33 protein-coding genes and 1 pseudogene are annotated in these 18,498 nt (G+C 40.7%); 1 reads left to right on the top strand and 33 read right to left on the bottom strand.

Annotation, left to right across the window (positions count from 1 at the left end; translation table 11 throughout):
- Positions 1–79 precede the first annotated feature (79 nt).
- Together tnpB and BQ7489_RS00880 are read right to left on the bottom strand one after the other, a co-directional pair.
- Complete coding sequence (tnpB, locus tag BQ7489_RS00885; RefSeq protein ID WP_072529653.1) at positions 80–424, bottom strand: IS66 family insertion sequence element accessory protein TnpB; 345 nt, start codon at positions 422–424, stop codon at positions 80–82.
- Position 425: 1 nt separating this feature from the next.
- Positions 426–794, bottom strand: coding sequence for a hypothetical protein (locus BQ7489_RS00880; protein WP_008668732.1), 369 nt, complete (start codon positions 792–794; stop codon positions 426–428).
- 77 nt (positions 795–871) lie between these two features.
- Between BQ7489_RS00880 and BQ7489_RS00875 the strand changes: the two are divergent.
- A pseudogene (locus tag BQ7489_RS00875) lies at positions 872–1,354 on the top strand (MutS-related protein); the annotation flags it as partial.
- Positions 1,355–1,426: 72 nt separating this feature from the next.
- Here the strand turns inward: BQ7489_RS00875 and rplQ are convergent.
- From rplQ to fusA, 31 genes are all read right to left on the bottom strand, one after another.
- Positions 1,427–1,930 (bottom strand): 50S ribosomal protein L17, encoded by a 504-nt coding sequence (gene rplQ, locus BQ7489_RS00870; RefSeq protein ID WP_072529652.1) that lies wholly within the window; start codon positions 1,928–1,930, stop codon positions 1,427–1,429.
- A gap of 3 nt (positions 1,931–1,933) precedes the next feature.
- The gene (locus tag BQ7489_RS00865) at positions 1,934–2,926 is read right to left on the bottom strand and encodes a DNA-directed RNA polymerase subunit alpha (protein WP_072529651.1); all 993 of its coding nucleotides are present in this window, start codon (positions 2,924–2,926) and stop codon (positions 1,934–1,936) included.
- 11 nt (positions 2,927–2,937) lie between these two features.
- Positions 2,938–3,543: a 30S ribosomal protein S4 gene (gene rpsD, locus BQ7489_RS00860; protein ID WP_072529650.1), complete on the bottom strand. Its 606-nt coding sequence runs from the start codon at positions 3,541–3,543 to the stop codon at positions 2,938–2,940.
- A gap of 116 nt (positions 3,544–3,659) precedes the next feature.
- Positions 3,660–4,049: a 30S ribosomal protein S11 gene (rpsK, locus tag BQ7489_RS00855; protein ID WP_072529649.1), complete on the bottom strand. Its 390-nt coding sequence runs from the start codon at positions 4,047–4,049 to the stop codon at positions 3,660–3,662.
- An 11-nt stretch (positions 4,050–4,060) separates the two neighbouring features.
- Positions 4,061–4,441 (bottom strand): 30S ribosomal protein S13, encoded by a 381-nt coding sequence (gene rpsM, locus BQ7489_RS00850; RefSeq protein ID WP_072529648.1) that lies wholly within the window; start codon positions 4,439–4,441, stop codon positions 4,061–4,063.
- 32 nt (positions 4,442–4,473) lie between these two features.
- A complete protein-coding gene (gene ykgO, locus BQ7489_RS00845; protein WP_002558051.1) occupies positions 4,474–4,590 on the bottom strand; it encodes a type B 50S ribosomal protein L36 in 117 nt (38 codons plus the stop codon).
- A 13-nt stretch (positions 4,591–4,603) separates the two neighbouring features.
- Entirely contained in the window at positions 4,604–4,822 is a 219-nt protein-coding gene (gene infA / locus BQ7489_RS00840) for a translation initiation factor IF-1 (RefSeq protein WP_002558052.1), read from the bottom strand.
- A gap of 1 nt (position 4,823) precedes the next feature.
- Entirely contained in the window at positions 4,824–5,621 is a 798-nt protein-coding gene (map, locus tag BQ7489_RS00835) for a type I methionyl aminopeptidase (protein ID WP_072529647.1), read from the bottom strand.
- Positions 5,622–5,631: 10 nt separating this feature from the next.
- Complete coding sequence (gene secY, locus BQ7489_RS00830) at positions 5,632–6,978, bottom strand: preprotein translocase subunit SecY (protein WP_072529646.1); 1,347 nt, start codon at positions 6,976–6,978, stop codon at positions 5,632–5,634.
- Positions 6,979–6,982: 4 nt separating this feature from the next.
- Positions 6,983–7,429 carry a 50S ribosomal protein L15 gene (gene rplO / locus BQ7489_RS00825; protein WP_072529645.1) on the bottom strand — a complete coding sequence of 149 codons (447 nt, stop codon included), beginning with the start codon at positions 7,427–7,429 and terminating at the stop codon, positions 6,983–6,985.
- Positions 7,430–7,459: 30 nt separating this feature from the next.
- Positions 7,460–7,636 carry a 50S ribosomal protein L30 gene (rpmD, locus tag BQ7489_RS00820; protein ID WP_072529644.1) on the bottom strand — a complete coding sequence of 59 codons (177 nt, stop codon included), beginning with the start codon at positions 7,634–7,636 and terminating at the stop codon, positions 7,460–7,462.
- An 11-nt stretch (positions 7,637–7,647) separates the two neighbouring features.
- The gene (gene rpsE / locus BQ7489_RS00815; protein WP_072529643.1) at positions 7,648–8,163 is read right to left on the bottom strand and encodes a 30S ribosomal protein S5; all 516 of its coding nucleotides are present in this window, start codon (positions 8,161–8,163) and stop codon (positions 7,648–7,650) included.
- 7 nt (positions 8,164–8,170) lie between these two features.
- The gene (gene rplR, locus BQ7489_RS00810) at positions 8,171–8,512 is read right to left on the bottom strand and encodes a 50S ribosomal protein L18 (protein WP_072529642.1); all 342 of its coding nucleotides are present in this window, start codon (positions 8,510–8,512) and stop codon (positions 8,171–8,173) included.
- A gap of 21 nt (positions 8,513–8,533) precedes the next feature.
- Entirely contained in the window at positions 8,534–9,103 is a 570-nt protein-coding gene (gene rplF, locus BQ7489_RS00805) for a 50S ribosomal protein L6 (RefSeq protein WP_072529641.1), read from the bottom strand.
- Positions 9,104–9,121: 18 nt separating this feature from the next.
- Positions 9,122–9,517 (bottom strand): 30S ribosomal protein S8, encoded by a 396-nt coding sequence (gene rpsH, locus BQ7489_RS00800; protein ID WP_072529640.1) that lies wholly within the window; start codon positions 9,515–9,517, stop codon positions 9,122–9,124.
- Between the two features lie 60 nt (positions 9,518–9,577).
- Complete coding sequence (gene rpsN / locus BQ7489_RS00795; protein WP_072529639.1) at positions 9,578–9,877, bottom strand: 30S ribosomal protein S14; 300 nt, start codon at positions 9,875–9,877, stop codon at positions 9,578–9,580.
- Between the two features lie 4 nt (positions 9,878–9,881).
- Positions 9,882–10,439, bottom strand: a complete 558-nt coding sequence (gene rplE / locus BQ7489_RS00790; RefSeq protein WP_072529638.1) for a 50S ribosomal protein L5 — start codon at positions 10,437–10,439, stop codon at positions 9,882–9,884.
- Positions 10,439–10,762 (bottom strand): 50S ribosomal protein L24, encoded by a 324-nt coding sequence (gene rplX / locus BQ7489_RS00785; protein ID WP_072529637.1) that lies wholly within the window; start codon positions 10,760–10,762, stop codon positions 10,439–10,441. Before rplX ends, rplE begins: the two co-directional genes overlap by 1 nt.
- A 20-nt stretch (positions 10,763–10,782) precedes the next feature.
- Positions 10,783–11,148 carry a 50S ribosomal protein L14 gene (gene rplN / locus BQ7489_RS00780; protein WP_007559377.1) on the bottom strand — a complete coding sequence of 122 codons (366 nt, stop codon included), beginning with the start codon at positions 11,146–11,148 and terminating at the stop codon, positions 10,783–10,785.
- A gap of 2 nt (positions 11,149–11,150) precedes the next feature.
- On the bottom strand, positions 11,151–11,408 hold the full coding sequence (gene rpsQ / locus BQ7489_RS00775; RefSeq protein ID WP_072531957.1) for a 30S ribosomal protein S17: 258 nt from the start codon (positions 11,406–11,408) through the stop codon (positions 11,151–11,153).
- 11 nt (positions 11,409–11,419) lie between these two features.
- Positions 11,420–11,614 (bottom strand): 50S ribosomal protein L29, encoded by a 195-nt coding sequence (gene rpmC, locus BQ7489_RS00770; RefSeq protein ID WP_072529636.1) that lies wholly within the window; start codon positions 11,612–11,614, stop codon positions 11,420–11,422.
- 7 nt (positions 11,615–11,621) lie between these two features.
- Positions 11,622–12,053, bottom strand: a complete 432-nt coding sequence (gene rplP, locus BQ7489_RS00765; RefSeq protein WP_072529635.1) for a 50S ribosomal protein L16 — start codon at positions 12,051–12,053, stop codon at positions 11,622–11,624.
- Positions 12,054–12,074: 21 nt separating this feature from the next.
- A complete protein-coding gene (gene rpsC / locus BQ7489_RS00760; RefSeq protein WP_072529634.1) occupies positions 12,075–12,806 on the bottom strand; it encodes a 30S ribosomal protein S3 in 732 nt (243 codons plus the stop codon).
- Between the two features lie 6 nt (positions 12,807–12,812).
- A complete protein-coding gene (rplV, locus tag BQ7489_RS00755; RefSeq protein ID WP_072529633.1) occupies positions 12,813–13,220 on the bottom strand; it encodes a 50S ribosomal protein L22 in 408 nt (135 codons plus the stop codon).
- 35 nt (positions 13,221–13,255) lie between these two features.
- Complete coding sequence (gene rpsS / locus BQ7489_RS00750) at positions 13,256–13,525, bottom strand: 30S ribosomal protein S19 (protein WP_072529632.1); 270 nt, start codon at positions 13,523–13,525, stop codon at positions 13,256–13,258.
- A gap of 25 nt (positions 13,526–13,550) precedes the next feature.
- Positions 13,551–14,372 (bottom strand): 50S ribosomal protein L2, encoded by an 822-nt coding sequence (rplB, locus tag BQ7489_RS00745; RefSeq protein WP_072529631.1) that lies wholly within the window; start codon positions 14,370–14,372, stop codon positions 13,551–13,553.
- Between the two features lie 6 nt (positions 14,373–14,378).
- Positions 14,379–14,669, bottom strand: coding sequence for a 50S ribosomal protein L23 (gene rplW, locus BQ7489_RS00740; RefSeq protein ID WP_072529630.1), 291 nt, complete (start codon positions 14,667–14,669; stop codon positions 14,379–14,381).
- A 20-nt stretch (positions 14,670–14,689) separates the two neighbouring features.
- Positions 14,690–15,319, bottom strand: a complete 630-nt coding sequence (gene rplD / locus BQ7489_RS00735; RefSeq protein ID WP_072529629.1) for a 50S ribosomal protein L4 — start codon at positions 15,317–15,319, stop codon at positions 14,690–14,692.
- The gene (gene rplC / locus BQ7489_RS00730; protein ID WP_025892834.1) at positions 15,319–15,936 is read right to left on the bottom strand and encodes a 50S ribosomal protein L3; all 618 of its coding nucleotides are present in this window, start codon (positions 15,934–15,936) and stop codon (positions 15,319–15,321) included. The genes rplD and rplC overlap by 1 nt, the downstream gene beginning before the upstream one ends.
- A 20-nt stretch (positions 15,937–15,956) precedes the next feature.
- Positions 15,957–16,262: a 30S ribosomal protein S10 gene (rpsJ, locus tag BQ7489_RS00725; protein WP_002558075.1), complete on the bottom strand. Its 306-nt coding sequence runs from the start codon at positions 16,260–16,262 to the stop codon at positions 15,957–15,959.
- Between the two features lie 103 nt (positions 16,263–16,365).
- Entirely contained in the window at positions 16,366–18,483 is a 2,118-nt protein-coding gene (gene fusA, locus BQ7489_RS00720; protein WP_072529628.1) for an elongation factor G, read from the bottom strand.
- Positions 18,484–18,498: the final 15 nt, after the last annotated feature.

The raw sequence follows: 18,498 nt of genomic DNA, 5'->3' as shown, positions 1-18,498 counted from the left end.
GTACGAAAAATCAGGCAGTTACGCAAACTTTTCACCGTTTGTTTTTATATTATTTCATTGAAAGTCAACGTCTTATTGTTCATTCTTTAGGGGTTACATACATTCTGTCCACTACGATGCTTTCCGTCAGGTAAGCCATGTCAGACCACTGAATACGGTAGCACCTGGAGACTTCATCAAACACAGGTTTCTTGAATTTTCCCATAACAGGACGTTTCTCGTAAAGCACATAAAATCCGCGTTCATAATGAAGTATCTTAACGACCTTCCGGTTACGGGACATGAACATATATACATTGGATGCATCGCTCGGGTCAAGTGACATCTCTTCCCTTATACTCTCACACAGACGGAAAATGCCTTTCCGCAAATCCACATTACCGTTGAACAGGTAATAGTTCAGGTTAGCACTCAGTCCAAGCATATCATCCTATCATTTTATTAAGCAACAAGCTCAAATCAAGAACTGTGGTGTTTCTCAGGAACAGTGTCGCGCCGGATGTCAGTTGCAGTTTCACCCACTTAATCGGAGATTCGCCTTCAGGATGTTTCACTTCCAACTTCACGGTTGGACTGTTGCAAGGCTTACCGGTTATCTGGACTTTGGCAACCTTAGGTTGTTCAGCCTGGACTGTCTTACCCAACTTCTCGCTCCACAGCTGGTGACGCTGCCAGTTCATGAACTTGTCGTAGTTTACTCCATAATCAGCACAGAACTCCCGAAGATCCTTGGTCTCGCTGCACAACTGGTAGAGGTCATATACCTCCTGATAGTTTACTTTTTCTTTTGCCATAATCATTATTGTTAAAGGTTACGGCGCAAAGGTAGGGTTGTGAATAATGTGCGTCAAGGCGGAAAATAGTATGCTTACTAGGCACCAACTATCTCCTGGCCTGTATAGGAACACCAGTCTGCTGTCTGTCGCTGAAGATCTATCCAGCAAGACTAGTAACCAGCCTGCGTACTTCCGACTCACTTTCGGAAAACGAATCCTACTTTTTTGCCGAACTTAAACGACTGAAAATGATAATCGACATGTTGGGACAAGGAGAAACGTTATTCATCATTCTGGATGAAATCCTGAAGGGAACAAACTCGGCCGACAAACAAAAAGGATCATTCAACCTGATCAAACAATTTATGGGTCTACAGGCTAACGGCATCATAGCCACACACGACCTGCTTCTAGGAAAACTGGCAGAAAGCTTTCCCGATTCAATTCGGAACTACTGCTTCGAAGCTGATATCAGGGACAATGAACTAAGTTTCTCATACCGTCTGAGAAAGGGTGTTGCACAGAACATGAACGCATGCTTCCTCATGAAAAAAATGGGAATTACCATCGACGAATAAAGGGAAGGAAGCAACAAAAAAAGCCATGCCTTAAAAAAGGCACGGCTTTTTAATATATAGCGTGTTACAGAATTATTCAGCTTTAGGGGCTTCCTCTGTAGTTGCTTCTGCAGGCGCTTCGGTTGCTTCAGCAGCAGGTGCTTCAGTAGTAGCGGCAGCAGATTTCTTAGAACGACGTGTACGAGTAGCTTTCTTAGCAGCAGTCTTGGCCATGTTCTCGTTGTAGTCTACCAATTCGATGAAACACATTTCTGCGTTGTCACCCAAACGGTTACCAGTCTTGATGATACGAGTGTAACCACCCGGACGATCTGCAACCTTTACAGAGATTTCTTTGAACAGTTCAGTTACAGCAAACTTATCCTGCAAATTGCTAAATACAACACGACGTGAGTTAGTAGTGTCTTCTTTAGACTTTGTAATCAGCGGCTCAACGAACTTCTTCAAAGCTTTAGCCTTCGCAACAGTCGTAGTGATTCTTTTGTGCTTGATCAAAGAACACGCCATGTTAGACAACATTGCGTTTCTGTGAGAAGCAGTACGACCTAAATGGTTGAATTTCTTATTATGTCTCATTTTTTATTCTTTATCTAATTTATACTTAGAAATATCTGTTCCAAACGACAGATTCAGACTCTCGAGCAAATCATCAAGCTCAGTGAGCGATTTCTTACCGAAGTTACGGAATTTCAGCAAATCAGTCTTATTGAACTGAACAAGATCACCTAAGGTTTCAACATCGGCAGCCTTCAAACAGTTCAAAGCACGGACTGACAAGTCCATATCAACCAGCTTAGTCTTAAGCAGCTGACGCATGTGTAAAACTTCTTCATCAAATTCTTCATTTCCGTCACCATCTGAAGTTTCAAGAGTAATCTTTTCATCAGAGAACAACATGAAATGATAAATCAGAATCTTAGCAGCTTCCTTCAACGCTTCCTTCGGGTGAATGGAACCATCCGTCGTAATTTCAAGAACCAGCTTTTCATAGTCGGTCTTCTGTTCAACACGGTAATTTTCAACCGAGTATTTCACATTACGAATCGGAGTGTAAATAGAATCGATAGGAATTACATTAACATCAGTACAGAATTCACGGTTTTCATCTGCCGGAACATATCCACGACCTTTGTTAATTGTAAGGTCTATCTGCATAGTTGCTTTTGAATCTAAATGGCAAATAACTAATTCAGGATTTAACACTTCAAATCCGGTCAAATACTTACCAATATCACCTGCCTTAAATTCAGTAGAATTCTCAATGGTAATGCTTACTTTTTCATTTTCGAATTCTTCAACTATTTGCTTGAATCGAACTTGTTTCAGATTCAAGATAATGTTAGTGACATCTTCCTTAACCCCCGGAACAGTTGCAAATTCATGCTCAACTCCCGCAATGTGGATTGTATTGATTGCATAGCCTTCCAGAGAAGAGAGAAGAATACGGCGTAAAGCATTACCTACAGTAATACCGAAACCGGGTTCAAGCGGACGGAATTCAAACTTTCCGAATTTAGAGTCCGCTTCCAACATTAAGACTTTATCAGGTTTTTGAAATGCTAATATCGCCATGAAATTAATTATTATTTAGAGTACAATTCAACGATCAAGTGTTCTTTAATGTTTTCAGGAATGTCGGCTCTTTCCGGTTTGTGCAATAACTTACCTGTCTTAGAGTTTTCATCCCATTCCAACCAAGGATATTTGCTGTGATTGAATCCAGCCAGTGAGTTAGCAATAACCTCAAGAGACTTGGATTTTTCACGAACACCTACCAACTGACCCGGTTTTACTGAGAAAGAAGGGATATTTACCACTTCACCGTCTACAGTAATATGCTTGTGACCTACCAACTGACGTGCAGCTGCACGAGTCGGAGCGATACCCAAACGGAACACAATGTTATCCAAACGACATTCAAGGCTCTGCAACAAGATTTCACCGGTAATACCGTTCATACTTGCAGCCTTTTCAAACATATTACGGAACTGTTTTTCCAATACTCCGTAAGTATATTTAGCTTTCTGCTTTTCAGCCAACATGACACCGTATTCAGAAGTCTTTCTACGGCGAGTATTTCCATGCTGTCCAGGAGGATAGTTTTTCTTAGACAAAACTTTATCTGCTCCAAAGATAGCTTCACCGAATTTACGTGCAATTCTAGTTTTTGGTCCAGTATATCTAGCCATTTTCTTTCTAATTTAATTGTTATTAATGAACTCAATTTGTTGCAGCCGCGATTACAGAAAGGAATTGCAATCCATTATTTAACAAAATCAAGTTACATCTAAATAGGTTATCTTTATTATACTCTTCTTCTCTTAGGAGGACGACAACCATTGTGAGGCAATGGAGTTACATCGATAATTTCAGTAACTTCAATTCCAGCTCCATGTACAGTTCTGATAGCCGACTCACGTCCGTTTCCAGGACCCTTAACATAAGCTTTCACCTTTCTCAGGCCAAGATCATACGCTACCTTAGCGCAATCCTGGGCAGCCATCTGTGCTGCATAAGGAGTGTTCTTCTTAGAACCTCTAAATCCCATCTTACCTGCAGAAGACCATGAGATGATCTGGCCTTCGCTGTTTGCTAAAGAAACAATGATATTGTTGAATGAAGAATGAACATGCAACTGTCCATTAGCATCAACTTTCACATTTTTCTTTTTAGCTGCGACTGTTTTTTTTGCCATATTAACAATTATTATTTAGTAGCTTTTTTCTTATTTGCAACAGTTTTCTTTCTTCCCTTACGTGTACGAGCATTGTTCTTAGTACTCTGACCTCTTACAGGCAGGCCCAAACGGTGACGAACACCACGGTAGCAACCAATATCCATTAATCTCTTAATGTTCAACTGGATTTCTGAACGAAGATCACCTTCTACTTTGTATTCAGCACCAATGATTTCACGGATCTTAGCAGCCTGATCATCAGTCCAATCCTTAACCTTCAGGTCACGATCAACACCTGCCTTATCCAAAATTCTTGCTGAACTACTGCGTCCGATACCATATACGTATGTCAACGCAATCTCACCTCTCTTATTCTGAGGCAAATCTACACCAACTATTCTTATAGCCATATACTAATTATTTTTTTTGCAAAAATAATAAATTATCCTTGACGTTGTTTATACTTAGGATTTTTCTTGTTAATAACATACAAACGGCCATTACGTCTAACGATTTTGCATTCTGGCGTACGTTTCTTTAATGATGCTCTTACTTTCATATCTTATTTTCTTTTATTTATATCTAAAAACGATTCTTCCTTTGGACAAGTCATAAGGTGACATTTCTACTCTAACCTTGTCTCCAGGCAAAATTTTAATGTAATGCATTCTCATCTTACCAGAAATATGAGCCGTAATCTCATGCCCGTTTTCCAGTTCAACCCGAAACATTGCATTAGACAATGCTTCTACAATAACTCCATCTTGTTCAATTGCGGACTGTTTTGCCATACTAAATTGCTTTATCTCCTAAAACTTCTTCTATAAAATCAAATGATGATAAAATATCAGCTTTACCCACACCTATCGCAACCATATGCTCGAAATGAGCAGCACACTTACGATCCCGAGTCCTGATTGTCCACCGGTCATTCTCCATGACAATCTTTCTGTCACCCTGAGTAATCATCGGCTCAATCGCAATACACATCCCTTTCTTTAAAAGGGTTCCGGTACCTCGCTTCCCATAATTAGGGACCTGAGGATCCTCATGCATTTCTTTTCCTATACCGTGACCGACAAACTCCCTGACTACGCCATAAGAGTGAGACTCACAATACTGTTGGATTGCATAACCGATATCTCCTAAACGTTTACCATGAACGGCATTTTCAATCCCTTTATACAAGGCCTCTTTTGTCGTTTTCAACAAAGCTCGAATCACAGGATCAACCTCTCCTACACAGAACGTATAGGCAGAATCACCACAAAAACCATTCATGTAAGTACCACAATCCACTGAAACGATATCGCCGTCTTTCAGAGGAATGTCATTGGGAATACCATGCACAACCTGTTCATTGACCGAAGTACATAAAGTACCGGGAAATGGAGGTCCATAGGGATTAGGGAAACCCTTAAATGTAGGAATTGCTCCATGATCTCTGATGAACTCTTCCGCAACTTTATCAAGTTGCTTGGTCGTTACACCGGGTCTTATCAGTTTGGCCACTTCAGCCAGAGTCCTCCCTACAAGGAGATTACTCTGACGAAGAAGCTCTATTTCATCATCTGTTTTAAGAAATATCATTCTTAATCTATTAATAAGCAGCTACACTTCCTGAACGACCTTTAATTCTTCCTGAAGTCAGCAGGCCATCGTAATGACGCATTAACAAATGGCTCTCAACCTGCTGCAAAGTATCAAGAACTACACCCACAAGAATCAACAAAGATGTTCCACCGAAAAACTGTGCAAATTCAGCTTGGACACCAAACAAACCTGCGAATGCCGGCAAAATAGCTACAATTGCCAAGAAAACAGATCCAGGTAAAGTAATACGTGACATAATCGTATCAATATAGTCGGCTGTATTCTTACCCGGCTTGATTCCTGGAATAAATCCATTATTCCGTTTCATGTCCTCAGCCATCTGCGTCGGATTGATCGTAATGGCAGTATAGAACCAAGTAAAGACAATAATCAGAATTGCGAATACCAAATTATACCAAAAACTGGTATGGTCTACAAATGCCCGAGCAATACCGCTCGCCGATGCGACATTCGAAAATCCGACAATTGTAATAGGAATGAACATGATTGCCTGAGCAAAAATGATCGGCATTACATTTGCGGCATTTACCTTCAAAGGAATATACTGTCTAGCACCACCATATTGTTTGTTACCCACAATACGCTTAGCATACTGTACAGGTATCTTACGGACTCCTTGTACCAAAAGGATAGCAGCAGCAATTACCAGAATCAATACTACTATTTCCAAAAGGAACATAATGATACCGCCAGCACCCGGAGACGCAAGACGGGAAACAAATTCACCGCCGAAAGCCTGAGGAAGACGTGCAATGATACCGATCATAATGATCAAAGAAATACCATTTCCGATACCTTTATCGGTTATTCTTTCACCAAGCCAAAGGATAAACATACTTCCCGCAGCCAAAATGATGGTAGAAGTAATAATAAAGAAAGTCCAATCTAGTGAAGCATTAAGAGCCGGCCCTGCCTGCATTTTCAAGTTAATCAAATATGAAGGAGCCTGGAATATCAAGATAAAGATAGTCAATATACGAGTATACTGGTTAATCTTACGACGTCCACTTTCTCCTTCACGCTGAAGCTTCTGGAAATAAGGAACAGCAATAGCCAACAACTGAATCACGATGGAAGCAGAGATATAAGGCATAATTCCCAATGCAAAGATTGAAGCATTGGAGAAGGCTCCACCAGAAAACATATTCAACAAAGCAAGAAGACCTTCACTCGTCTGTTCATGCAATTTTGACAACATATCCGGATTAATACCTGGAAGAACCACGTATGAACCAAATCTATAAATTGCAATAAACAATATAGTAATGAGGATCCGTTGTCTCAGATCCTCAATATTCCATATATTTTTTAATGTTTCAATAGATTTTCTCATTGAATCAGAGTTTTACTGCATTACCACCTACGGCTTCGATTGCAGCTACCGCACTCTTAGAGAAAGCATTTGCTTCTATGTCGAGTTTAGTAGTTAAGCTACCGTTACCAAGAACTTTCACTAACTGGTTTGAAGAAATGAAACCAGCTTCAATCAAGTCGTTAACGCCAACCTTAGACAGATTCTTAGCTTCAGCCAGTTTCTGAATAGTATCGAGGTTAATAGCTTTATATTCTACACGGTTGATATTCTTGAAACCAAATTTCGGAACGCGACGCTGAAGAGGCATCTGACCACCTTCAAAACCGATCTTCTTAGAATAACCAGATCTTGATTTTGCTCCTTTATGTCCACGGGTAGAAGTACCACCTAAACCTGAACCAGCACCACGACCAATTCTTTTTCTAGTTTTGATAGAACCTTCAGCAGGACGCAAATTATTTAAATTCATCTTGTAAGATCTTTTAATGTTAACAATATATTACTTAACGATTGTAACCAGGTGCTTAACCTTTTCAATCATACCCAGAATAGAAGGAGTTTCTTCGTGTTCAACAACACGATTCATCTTGCGAAGGCCCAGTGCATCTAATGTTCTTTTTTGATCTGCAGGAGCACCAATTCTACTTTTTACTTGCTTAATCTTTATAGTTGCCATGTTCTTCCTCCTTATCCTCTAAATACTTTTTCCAAACTTACACCTCTGTTCTGAGCAATCATGCGAGCATCTCTCATTTCACTCAAAGCCAAGATAGTTGCCTTTACCAGATTGTGAGGGTTAGAAGAACCTTTTGACTTAGCCAAAACGTCAGTAATACCTACACTTTCCAATACAGCACGCATAGCGCCACCAGCTACCACTCCAGTACCGGTTGATGCAGGCTTGATGAAAACCTCTGCACCACCAAATTTAGCTGACTGTTCGTGAGGAACAGTACCTTTCAAAACAGGAACACGGGTAAGGTTCTTCTTTGCTGCTTCAACACCTTTTGCAATCGCTGCAGTAACTTCACCAGCCTTTCCAAGACCCCAACCAATAATTCCGTCCTCGTTACCAACTACTACAATGGCAGAAAAGCTGAAAGTTCTACCACCTTTTGTAACCTTAGTAACACGGTTGATTGCAACCAGTCTATCTTTTAATTCTATATCGTTAGAGATCTTAACTCTATTATTAACTGCCATAATTCAATTAAAATTTAAGTCCACCGTTACGAGCAGCATCAGCCACTTCTTTTACTCTCCCATGATACAAGTAACCATTACGGTCGAATACGACAGTCGTAATACCAGCTTCCTGAGCCTTTTTAGCAATCAGTTCACCAACCTTAGCTGCCTGTTCTTTCTTCGGCATAGCTTCCATCCCCAGAGAAGAAGCTGCAACCAATGTTCTACCGCTCATATCGTCGATAACCTGAACATAGATCTGCTTGTTACTTCTAAATACACTCATACGCGGACGTTCAGCTGTTCCTGAAATCTTGTTGCGTACTCTATATTTGATCTTGATTCGTCTTTCTATTTTTGTTGTCATAATTATACGATTTTATGTGAATTACTTAGCGCCAGCTGATTTACCAGACTTTCTACGAATTTCTTCACCAACAAACTTAATACCTTTTCCTTTGTAAGGTTCAGGCTTACGGAAAGAACGTATTTTTGAACAAACCTGACCGAGCAGCTGTTTGTCACAAGATTCCAATATAATAAGAGGGTTCTTATTTCTTTCAGACTTAGTTTCAACCTTGATTTCAGGAGGCAACTGCATAAAGATATTATGAGTATAACCCAATGCGAAATCAATGATGTTACCATTATTTGAAGCACGGTAACCAACACCGACAAGTTCCAACTCTTTCTTGTAACCTTCAGAAACGCCGACAACCATGTTATGAATCAAAGCACGATACAAACCATGGAATGCATGACGCTGCTTCAAGTTATCAAGCATAGCGTTTTCATTTTCCTTCAACACCACATGTCCGTCTTCAATCGCCACTTCAATAGCAGGATTAACAAACTGACTCAACTCACCTTTAGGACCTTTTACATTTACTACATTATCCTTCAGAGTAACTGTTACTCCAGCAGGGATACTAACAGGTAATTTACCAATTCTTGACATTGCTTAATCCTCCTACAATTAATATACATAGCAAAGAACTTCACCACCGATCTTCAAAGCGGCAGCTTCCTTGTCTGTCATCACACCTTTGGAAGTAGATATAATAGCAATACCTAATCCGTTAATTACTCTCGGCATGTCCTTGTAGCCGGTATACTTACGCATACCCGGAGTGGATACTCTTTCAAGTTTCTTGATAGCGTTACATTTGTTAACGGCATCATACTTCAAGGCAACTTTGATAGTACCCTGAGGACCATCTTCTACAAATTTGTAGTTCAGGATGTAACCTTTGTCAAACAGGATCTTTGTGATTTCCTTTTTCAAGTTTGAAGCAGGTACTTCCACAACTCTGTGCTTAGCACTGATTGCATTTCTCAATCTTGTGAGATAATCTGCGATTGGATCTGTCATAAAATTTTGTTGTTAAATTAATCAGGACTACCCTGACAATATTTAATAATAAAAAAGTATTTACCAGCTTGCTTTCTTAACGCCTGGAATCAAACCATTTGAAGCCATTTCACGGAACTGAATACGTGAAATTCCAAACTGACGCATGTAACCTTTCGGACGACCAGTCAGTTTACAACGGTTATGCAAACGGATAGGATTTGCGTTCTTAGGAATGGCCTGCAATTTCTGAGCAGCTTCAAAAGCTTCTGCAGGTTCACCTGTACGAACGATCTTTTTCAACGCAGCACGTTTCTCAGCATATTTGGCTACCAGTTTGGCTCTTCTCACTTCACGAGCCTTCATTGATTCTTTTGCCATATTATCAATCTTTTTTAGCGTTTTTAAATGGTAAACCGAATTCCTTCAGCAAGGCATAACCTTCTTCATCTGTTTTTGCAGATGTTACAAAGGTAATATTCATTCCTAAAATTTTAGTAATACTATCGATATTAATTTCAGGGAAAATGATTTGTTCCTGAATACCGAGAGTATAATTACCTCTACCATCAAACTTGCTATCAATTCCTTTGAAGTCACGGATACGTGGCAAAGCTACACGTACAAGTTTTTCCAGGAATTCGTACATTCTTTCACGACGTAAAGTTACCATAACACCAATTGGCATTTTCTTACGCAACTTGAAGTTGGCGATATCTTTACGAGAAACAGTTGCAACAGCTTTCTGACCCGTAATTGCAGTCAATTCATTGATTGCAACATCGATGATCTTCTTATCAGCCACAGCCATACCCAAACCCTGATTGATAACAATCTTCTTGAGCACTGGTATCTGCATAGATGAAGTATACTGGAACTGATTCTTCAAAGCAGGAGCTATACGCTCTGCATATTCTTTCTTAAGGCTTGCAGTATTACTCATTATTTAATCTCCTCCCCTGATTTTTTAGCATAACGAACAAATGTTCTTCCATCAGAACTTTCTCTTCTACCTATACGTGTCGGTTTTCCAGTCTTAGGATCTACCGGGTTCAGGTTTGAGATGTGAATAGGAGCTTCCTGCTTCACAATACCACCCTGAGGATTTTTAGCGTTAGGTTTGGTACTCTTAGATACCATATTGATACCTTCTACCAATGCGCGGCCTTCTTTAACAAGGACTTTCAACACGCGGCCAGTTTTACCCTTGTCTTCACCAGAGTTTACGTAAACTGTATCGCCTTTCTTAATATGTAATTTACTCATTACTTAAATCTTTTACAAAATTAAAGTACTTCAGGTGCCAATGAAACTACCTTCATATTTGCATTACGCAATTCACGAGCAACTGGGCCAAAGATACGACTTCCTCTAATTTCACCTGCGTTATTCAGCAGAACGCAAGCATTATCATCAAAACGAATGTAAGAGCCGTCAGCACGACGGATTTCTTTCTTAGTACGTACAATCAGGGCCTTTGACACTGCACCTTTTTTAATATCACTTGAGGGGATAACACTCTTTATTGAAACTACAATAACATCCCCAACAGAGGCGTAACGTCTCTTTGTACCGCCTAAAACGCGGATACAAAGAGCTTCTTTAGCACCACTGTTGTCACATACTGTAAGTCTGGATTCTGCTTGTATCATAATTACTTAGCTCTTTCTATAATTTCAATCAATCTCCATCTCTTAGTTTTGCTCAAAGGACGAGTTTCCATGATACGTACTGTATCACCGATCTGGCATTCGTTCTTTTCATCGTGAGCATGGTATTTCTTCGTCTTAGAGACAAACTTACCATAAATAGGGTGTTTTTCCTTAAACTTAGCAGCAACAGTAATGGTCTTGTCCATCTTATTGCTAATAACAACACCTGTTCTTTCTTTTCTTAAATTTCTAGCTTCCATGAGGACCATTATTATTTGTTAAGTTCTCTCTGACGCAATTCTGCTTTCATGCGAGCAATAGTTCTGCGCAACTTCTTAATCTGTGCAGGATTATCCAGCGGAGAGATTGAATGATTCAAAACCATCTGATTGTAATTGGCAACTTCTGTCTGAATTCTTTCTGCCAATTCGTTGGTAGCTATTTCTCTAATTTCTGCAATCTTCATATCTCAATTAAGCATTTTGACTTGCGTCGTAATCACGTCTAACAATAAACTTAGTAGTAACAGGAAGCTTTTGTGCTGCAAGGCGCAAAGCTTCTTTAGCTACATCAAAAGAAACCCCTTCAACTTCAATCAGGATACGACCTGGAGTTACAGGAGCTACGAAACCTTCTGGATTACCTTTACCTTTACCCATACGTACATCAGCAGGCTTACGAGTAATAGGTTTGTCCGGGAAGATTCGGATCCAAATCTGACCCTGACGCTGCATATATCTTGTTACAGCAATACGAGCTGCTTCAATCTGACGACCAGTGATCCATCTTGTCTGCAAAGCCTTGATACCAAAAGTACCGAAAGCCAACTGATGACCTCTCTGAGCGTTACCTTTAGCGCTACCTTTCTGCTGTCTTCTGAATTTTGTCTTTTTCGGTTGTAACATAATTCCTAAAATTCAAATTCGTTAGCGATTGTTGTTTTTCTTTCTGCGGAAATTCTTTCCACCATTGTTTCCGTTTGCACCACGGTTGTTCTCTTTAGTCTGAGTAAAGTTAGGAGCCAACTCACGTTTGCCGTAAACCTCACCACGACAGATCCACACCTTGATACCCAGCAAACCAACCTTTGTCAAAGCTTCTGCATGACAATAGTCGATATCTGCACGGAAAGTGTGCAACGGAGTACGACCTTCCTTATACATTTCAGAGCGCGCCATTTCAGCACCGTTCAAACGACCTGAAATCAACACCTTGATACCTTCAGCTCCCATACGCATTGTATTGGCGATAGCCATCTTGATAGCGCGACGGTAAGCGATCTTTCCTTCAACCTGGCGAGCGATGTTATTTGCAACAATCACAGCGTCGAGTTCCGGTCTCTTAACTTCGAAGATATTAATCTGGATATCCTTATCGGTGATCTTCTTCAACTCTTCCTTCAACTTGTCAACTTCCTGACCACCTTTACCAATGATAATACCTGGGCGAGCAGTACAAACAGTAATTGTCACCAATTTCAGAGTACGTTCAATAACGATTCTTGAAACGCTGGCTTTTGCAAGTCTGGCATTCAGATATTTACGAATTTTGCTATCTTCCAACAAAGAGTCGCCATAACTCTTGCCACCGTACCAATTAGAATCCCATCCTCTGATAATTCCTAAACGGTTGCTTATCGGATTAACTTTCTGTCCCATCTAGTCTTAATTTTTATCATTAGTATTCTTAGAATCAACGAACAAAGTCACATGATTTGAACGTTTACGAATTCTGTAACCTCTACCCTGTGGAGCCGGTCTCATTCTTTTCAGAGTTGCGCCACCGTCAACATAAATCTTGGTTATGAACAATTCGCCGTCTTCAGCTTTACGTTCGTTTTTCTGTTCCCAGTTAGCAATAGCAGAGCGTAATAATTTTTCCACTCTGGCAGAAGCTTCTTTTGAAGAAAACTTCAATACACCAAGTGCACGATTAACTTCCATACCGCGAACCATGTCAGCCACGAGACGCATCTTACGCGGAGAAGTAGGTACATTTTGCAATTTTGCAAAATACATGGTTTTAAGGGCTTCTTTTCTTTTTTCAGCCGATATTTTTTTTCTTGCTCCCATTATTTATTACTTTTTATTTCAAATAATGTACCTGTTTATTTTTTCTTGTTACCAGCATGGCCACGGAATGTACGTGTCGGAGCAAATTCGCCCAACTTATGTCCTACCATGTTTTCCGTAACATAAACAGGAATAAATTTGTTACCGTTATGAACTGCAATTGTATGCCCAACAAAATCAGGCGAAATCATTGAAGCTCTAGCCCATGTCTTAACAACTGACTTCTTGCCGCTTTCATTCATTGCAACGACTTTATTTTCCAGTTTTACGTTAATATATGGACCTTTTTTTAATGAACGACTCATAAATTACTCAATTAATCAGTTGTTATTACTTTCTTCTTTCTATAATATACTTAGAAGACTGTTTCTTAGGTGCTCTTGTCTTCAAGCCCTTAGCATACAAGCCTGTACGTGATCTCGGATGACCTCCAGACTGACGTCCTTCACCACCACCCATCGGGTGATCAACAGGGTTCATAACAACACCACGGTTATGAGGACGACGTCCCAACCAACGAGAACGACCTGCCTTACCAGAAGCTTCCAAAGCATGATCAGAATTACCTACACTACCGATAGTAGCCTTACAAGCACTCAAGATCTGTCTTACTTCACCAGAAGGCAATTTAATAACACAATACTTACCTTCACGGGAAGTCAACTGAGCAAAATTACCAGCCGATCTAACCAAAGCAGCTCCTTGACCCGGGCGCAATTCAATGTTGTGAATTACTGTACCCACAGGGATGTTTTCAAGCGGAAGTGCGTTACCAATCTCAGGCGCCGCATTCGCTCCAGACATCAGAGTACTGCCTACTTGCAATCCATTAGGAGCAATGATATATCGTTTTTCACCATCAGCATAAAACAACAAAGCGATACGAGCAGAACGGTTCGGATCGTATTCTATTGTTTTAACGACTGCTGGAACACCGTCTTTATTTCTCTTGAAATCGATAATACGGAATTTTCTCTTATGACCGCCACCGATATAGCGCATTGTCATTTTACCTACATGGTTACGACCACCTGTAGAACGCTTTCCATATACAAGAGATTTTTCTGGTACCGATGCAGTAATCTCTTCAAAAGTACCAATAATTTTGTGTCTCTGCCCCGGTGTTGTGGGCTTAAATTTACGTACTGCCATCTTCTATTAAATATTGCTATAAAAATCAATAGTATCACCTTCTTTCAATGTAACGATTGCTTTCTTATAAGCATTTGTACGTCCATTGATAAGACCAGATTTAGTATAACGGCTCTTGTTCTTACCTGCGTAACGGATAGTATTTACATCAACAACAGTCACGTTATACAAAGCTTCGATTTCACGCTTAATTTCTAATTTGTTAGCTTCAGGACGGACAATAAATCCAAAGCGGTTGAACTTTTCAGACATTGCCGTCATTTTTTCTGTAACCAACGGTTTTATAATCATACCCATATTACTTCAGCCTCCTTTAATTATTTAACTAAGGTTTCTTCGATAGCTTTCAATGCACTCTCTGTAACAACAAGAGTTTCTGCGTTCAATACATTGTAAGTATTCAGCGCAGAAGCAATTGTCAAATTTGTACGCTCTAAATTGCGAGCTGACAAATATACGTTTTTATTTGCTTCCGGCAAAACCATAAGCAGCTTTTTACCAGCTACTTTAAGATTATTCACAACATTTACAAATTCTTTAGTCTTCGGAGCTTCAAAAGTGAAGTCTTCAACTACAATAATGTTGTTTCCCTGAGCCTTGTATGACAAAGCTGATCTACGAGCCAAAGCCTTTACTTTCTTGTTCAGTTTGAACCAATAATCACGAGGTTTAGGACCAAATACACGTGCACCACCAACCAACAAAGGAGAGTTGATATCACCACGACGTGCGCCGCCACCACCTTTCTGACGGCCCAATTTACGAGTAGAACCACTGATTTCGCTTCTTTCTTTTGACTTGTGAGTTCCTTGGCGCTGATTAGCCATATACTGTTTTACGTCAAGATAGATAGCGTGATCATTCGGAGTGATTCCGAAGATAGATTCATTCAAAGAAACCTTTCTTCCGGTATCTTCACCCTTAATATTTAATACGTTAACTTCCATTATTTCTCAATTATTACGATTGAACCTTTGCAACCCGGAACAGAACCCTTAATCAGAAGCAGGTTATGTTCTGGAATTACCTTTAATACCTGTAAGTTATGAGTAGTCACTCTGTCACCACCCATTTGTCCGCCCATGCGCATTCCCTTGAATACTTTTGCAGGGTAAGAACAAGCACCGATAGAACCCGGTTTACGGGCACGGTTATGCTGACCATGAGTTGTCTGACCAACACCACCGAATCCATGGCGTTTTACTACACCTTGGAAACCTTTACCTTTAGAGGTACCGATAACATCTACATAAGCAGCGTCATTGAACAGTTCTACAGTAATAGTGTCACCTAAATTCAATTCTTCTGAGAAATCTTTGAACTCGGCCAAGTGTCTCTTTGGAGTTACTCCAGCTTTTTTAAAGTGACCCATCAACGGCTTTGTAGTATGCTTTTCCTTCTTGTCCTGGAAACCTACCTGAACAGCTGCATAGCCATCTTTTTCTACACTCTTAATCTGAGTAACTACACAAGGACCAGCTTCGATAACAGTGCATGGTACGTTCTTACCATCAGCACTGAAAACGGATGTCATTCCGATTTTCTTTCCTAATAATCCTGGCATTTCAGTTAAATTTTAAATCATTAAACTTTAATTTCTACTTCTACCCCACTCGGTAATTCCAACTTCATCAAAGCATCTACTGTCTTGGCAGTTGAGCTATAGATGTCAATCAGTCTCTTGTAAGAAGACAATTCAAACTGTTCACGTGACTTCTTGTTAACGAAAGTCGAACGGTTTACAGTAAAGATACGTTTGTGTGTCGGCAATGGAATAGGACCGCTGACAATAGCGCCTGTAGCCTTCACTGTTCTTACAATCTTTTCTGCTGACTTGTCTACCAAGTTGTGATCGTAAGATTTCAGTTTAATTCTGATTTTCTGACTCATTTAATTATTAAATTTTTAGTTTACAATAAGCTGAAGCATGGGGACAAAGAGTCATTCGCTTGTCCCCATCAGCTTCAAGCCTTTTTATCTTATTTATTTTAGATTATACCAAATCAACACGACCCTTCACTTCTTCCAGTACAGCCTTTGCGATTGAGCTGGAAACCTGAGCATGATGATCATAGCTCATAGAAGAAGTAGCACGACCAGAAGTAATGGTACGCAAAGCAGTTACATAACCGAACATTTCAGCCAGCGGAACCATTGCCTTCACAATACGGGCACCGGAACGGCTTGTTTCCATTCCTTCCACCTGACCACGACGCTTGTTCAAGTCACCGATTACATCACCCATGTTTTCTTCCGGAGTTACAACTTCCAGTTTCATGATCGGCTCCATCAGTACCGGACCTGCCTTCACGCAAGCATTCTTGTATGCCTGGATAGCACAGATTTCGAATGACAACTGGTCAGAGTCAACCGGGTGGAATGAACCATCCTTCAACACAACTTTCAGTGAGTCGAGCGGGAAGCCGGCCAATACACCGTTCTTCATTGCAGTCTGGAAACCTTTCTGTACTGAAGGGATGAATTCCTTAGGCACGTTACCACCTTTCACCTCATCGATGAACTGCAGACCACCCTGCTTCCAATCTTCATCAACCGGACCTACTGATACGATAATGTCGGCAAACTTACCACGACCACCTGACTGTTTCTTGTAAACTTCACGCAATTCAACAGTCTTAGTGATAGCTTCCTTGTAGTTAACCTGCGGACGACCCTGGTTACATTCAACCTTGAACTCACGTTTCAGACGGTCGATGATGATATCCAAGTGAAGCTCACCCATACCAGAGATGATAGTCTGGCCAGTCTGCTCGTCTGTACGTACTGTAAATGTCGGGTCTTCTTCAGCCAGCTTAGCCAAACCGTTAGACAGCTTGTCCAAGTCTTTCTGAGTCTTCGGCTCTACTGCGATACCGATAACCGGTTCCGGGAAATCCATAGATTCCAATACAATCGGAGCAGTTTCGTCACACAGTGTATCACCTGTACGGATATCCTTGAAACCAACACCTGCACCGATATCACCTGCGCTGATTACTTCTACAGGATTCTGCTTGTTTGAATGCATCTGGAACAGACGGGAAACACGTTCCTTCTTACCTGAACGGGAGTTGAAGATATAAGAGCCAGCTTCAATCTTACCAGAGTAAACACGGAAGAATGTCAGACGACCTACATACGGGTCAGTAGCGATCTTGAATGCCAAAGCTGCAGTCTTCTCATCTTCATCCGGCTTACGGTCTTCTTCAGCACCGGTAGTCGGGTTTGTACCCACAATATTCGGAGTATCCAGAGGAGAAGGCAAGAAAGCACATACATAGTCCAACAATGTCTGTACACCCTTATTCTTGAATGAAGAACCGCACAACATCGGAACAATCTCCATCTTCAATGTACCGGCACGCAAAGCACGCAGAATTTCCTCATCAGTAATAGTTGAAGGATCATCGAAATATTTCTCCATCAACGATTCATCGAATTCAGCAACTTTCTCCAGCATCTTGTCACGCCATTCCTGAGCTTCATCAACCAGGTTTGCCGGGATGTCATCGATTTCATAATCGGCACCCATAGTCTCATCATGCCAGTAGATAGCCTTCATCTTAATCAAGTCAACCAGTCCCTTGAAATTTTCCTCAGAACCGATAGGAATGACAACCGGACAAGGGTTAGCGCCCAAAACGTCCTTCATCTGACGTACTACTTCAAAGAAGTCGGCACCCGAACGGTCCATCTTATTTACATAACCGATACGTGGAACATTATACTTGTCAGCCTGACGCCATACAGTTTCTGACTGCGGCTCTACACCACCTACCGCACAATAAGTTGCAACAGCACCATCCAGCACACGCAAAGAACGTTCTACCTCAGCAGTAAAATCTACGTGTCCCGGAGTATCGATCAAGTTGATTTTATACTTGTGGCCTGCATAGTTCCAATAAGTGGTTGTGGCAGCAGAAGTAATAGTAATACCACGTTCCTGCTCTTGTTCCATCCAGTCCATCGTAGCAGCACCATCATGAACTTCACCGATCTTGTGAGTCAAACCAGTATAATACAGAATACGTTCTGAAGTAGTGGTTTTACCAGCATCGATGTGGGCCATGATACCGATGTTACGGGTCAAATGCAAATCATGTTTAGCCATTTTAATTCCTTCTTA

It is taken from the genome of Bacteroides ilei (assembly GCF_900128495.1).
GTDB lineage: Bacteria > Bacteroidota > Bacteroidia > Bacteroidales > Bacteroidaceae > Phocaeicola > Phocaeicola ilei.
Note: the sequence above shows the minus strand (reverse complement) of the source record. Positions and strands in the feature narration are given on the sequence as shown.

What these genes read in the sequence shown, in the direction of transcription:
- rplP (WP_072529635.1), bottom strand. Translation starts at nt 12,053, where the DNA reads ATGTTACAACCGAAAAAGACAAAATTCAGAAGACAGCAGAAAGGTAGC.
- rplC (WP_025892834.1), bottom strand. Translation starts at nt 15,936, where the DNA reads ATGCCAGGATTATTAGGAAAGAAAATCGGAATGACATCCGTTTTCAGT.
- rplW (WP_072529630.1), bottom strand. Translation starts at nt 14,669, where the DNA reads ATGGGTATGATTATAAAACCGTTGGTTACAGAAAAAATGACGGCAATG.
- rpsK (WP_072529649.1), bottom strand. Translation starts at nt 4,049, where the DNA reads ATGGCAAAAAAAACAGTCGCAGCTAAAAAGAAAAATGTGAAAGTTGAT.
- secY (WP_072529646.1), bottom strand. Translation starts at nt 6,978, where the DNA reads ATGAGAAAATCTATTGAAACATTAAAAAATATATGGAATATTGAGGAT.
- rplD (WP_072529629.1), bottom strand. Translation starts at nt 15,319, where the DNA reads ATGGAAGTTAACGTATTAAATATTAAGGGTGAAGATACCGGAAGAAAG.
- rplN (WP_007559377.1), bottom strand. Translation starts at nt 11,148, where the DNA reads ATGATACAAGCAGAATCCAGACTTACAGTATGTGACAACAGTGGTGCT.
- rpsE (WP_072529643.1), bottom strand. Translation starts at nt 8,163, where the DNA reads ATGGCAGTTAATAATAGAGTTAAGATCTCTAACGATATAGAATTAAAA.
- rplV (WP_072529633.1), bottom strand. Translation starts at nt 13,220, where the DNA reads ATGGGAGCAAGAAAAAAAATATCGGCTGAAAAAAGAAAAGAAGCCCTT.
- rpsC (WP_072529634.1), bottom strand. Translation starts at nt 12,806, where the DNA reads ATGGGACAGAAAGTTAATCCGATAAGCAACCGTTTAGGAATTATCAGA.
- rplE (WP_072529638.1), bottom strand. Translation starts at nt 10,439, where the DNA reads ATGAGTAATACTGCAAGCCTTAAGAAAGAATATGCAGAGCGTATAGCT.
- fusA (WP_072529628.1), bottom strand. Translation starts at nt 18,483, where the DNA reads ATGGCTAAACATGATTTGCATTTGACCCGTAACATCGGTATCATGGCC.
- BQ7489_RS00865 (WP_072529651.1), bottom strand. Translation starts at nt 2,926, where the DNA reads ATGGCGATATTAGCATTTCAAAAACCTGATAAAGTCTTAATGTTGGAA.
- rpsD (WP_072529650.1), bottom strand. Translation starts at nt 3,543, where the DNA reads ATGGCTAGATATACTGGACCAAAAACTAGAATTGCACGTAAATTCGGT.
- rplF (WP_072529641.1), bottom strand. Translation starts at nt 9,103, where the DNA reads ATGTCAAGAATTGGTAAATTACCTGTTAGTATCCCTGCTGGAGTAACA.
- rplR (WP_072529642.1), bottom strand. Translation starts at nt 8,512, where the DNA reads ATGACAACAAAAATAGAAAGACGAATCAAGATCAAATATAGAGTACGC.
- rpsM (WP_072529648.1), bottom strand. Translation starts at nt 4,441, where the DNA reads ATGGCTATAAGAATAGTTGGTGTAGATTTGCCTCAGAATAAGAGAGGT.
- infA (WP_002558052.1), bottom strand. Translation starts at nt 4,822, where the DNA reads ATGGCAAAACAGTCCGCAATTGAACAAGATGGAGTTATTGTAGAAGCA.
- ykgO (WP_002558051.1), bottom strand. Translation starts at nt 4,590, where the DNA reads ATGAAAGTAAGAGCATCATTAAAGAAACGTACGCCAGAATGCAAAATC.
- rplO (WP_072529645.1), bottom strand. Translation starts at nt 7,429, where the DNA reads ATGAATTTAAATAATTTGCGTCCTGCTGAAGGTTCTATCAAAACTAGA.
- map (WP_072529647.1), bottom strand. Translation starts at nt 5,621, where the DNA reads ATGATATTTCTTAAAACAGATGATGAAATAGAGCTTCTTCGTCAGAGT.
- rpsJ (WP_002558075.1), bottom strand. Translation starts at nt 16,262, where the DNA reads ATGAGTCAGAAAATCAGAATTAAACTGAAATCTTACGATCACAACTTG.
- BQ7489_RS00880 (WP_008668732.1), bottom strand. Translation starts at nt 794, where the DNA reads ATGGCAAAAGAAAAAGTAAACTATCAGGAGGTATATGACCTCTACCAG.
- rplX (WP_072529637.1), bottom strand. Translation starts at nt 10,762, where the DNA reads ATGAGTAAATTACATATTAAGAAAGGCGATACAGTTTACGTAAACTCT.
- rpsQ (WP_072531957.1), bottom strand. Translation starts at nt 11,408, where the DNA reads ATGGAAGCTAGAAATTTAAGAAAAGAAAGAACAGGTGTTGTTATTAGC.
- rpsH (WP_072529640.1), bottom strand. Translation starts at nt 9,517, where the DNA reads ATGACAGATCCAATCGCAGATTATCTCACAAGATTGAGAAATGCAATC.
- rpmD (WP_072529644.1), bottom strand. Translation starts at nt 7,636, where the DNA reads ATGGCAACTATAAAGATTAAGCAAGTAAAAAGTAGAATTGGTGCTCCT.
- rpmC (WP_072529636.1), bottom strand. Translation starts at nt 11,614, where the DNA reads ATGAAGATTGCAGAAATTAGAGAAATAGCTACCAACGAATTGGCAGAA.
- rpsS (WP_072529632.1), bottom strand. Translation starts at nt 13,525, where the DNA reads ATGAGTCGTTCATTAAAAAAAGGTCCATATATTAACGTAAAACTGGAA.
- rplB (WP_072529631.1), bottom strand. Translation starts at nt 14,372, where the DNA reads ATGGCAGTACGTAAATTTAAGCCCACAACACCGGGGCAGAGACACAAA.
- rplQ (WP_072529652.1), bottom strand. Translation starts at nt 1,930, where the DNA reads ATGAGACATAATAAGAAATTCAACCATTTAGGTCGTACTGCTTCTCAC.
- tnpB (WP_072529653.1), bottom strand. Translation starts at nt 424, where the DNA reads ATGCTTGGACTGAGTGCTAACCTGAACTATTACCTGTTCAACGGTAAT.
- rpsN (WP_072529639.1), bottom strand. Translation starts at nt 9,877, where the DNA reads ATGGCAAAAGAATCAATGAAGGCTCGTGAAGTGAGAAGAGCCAAACTG.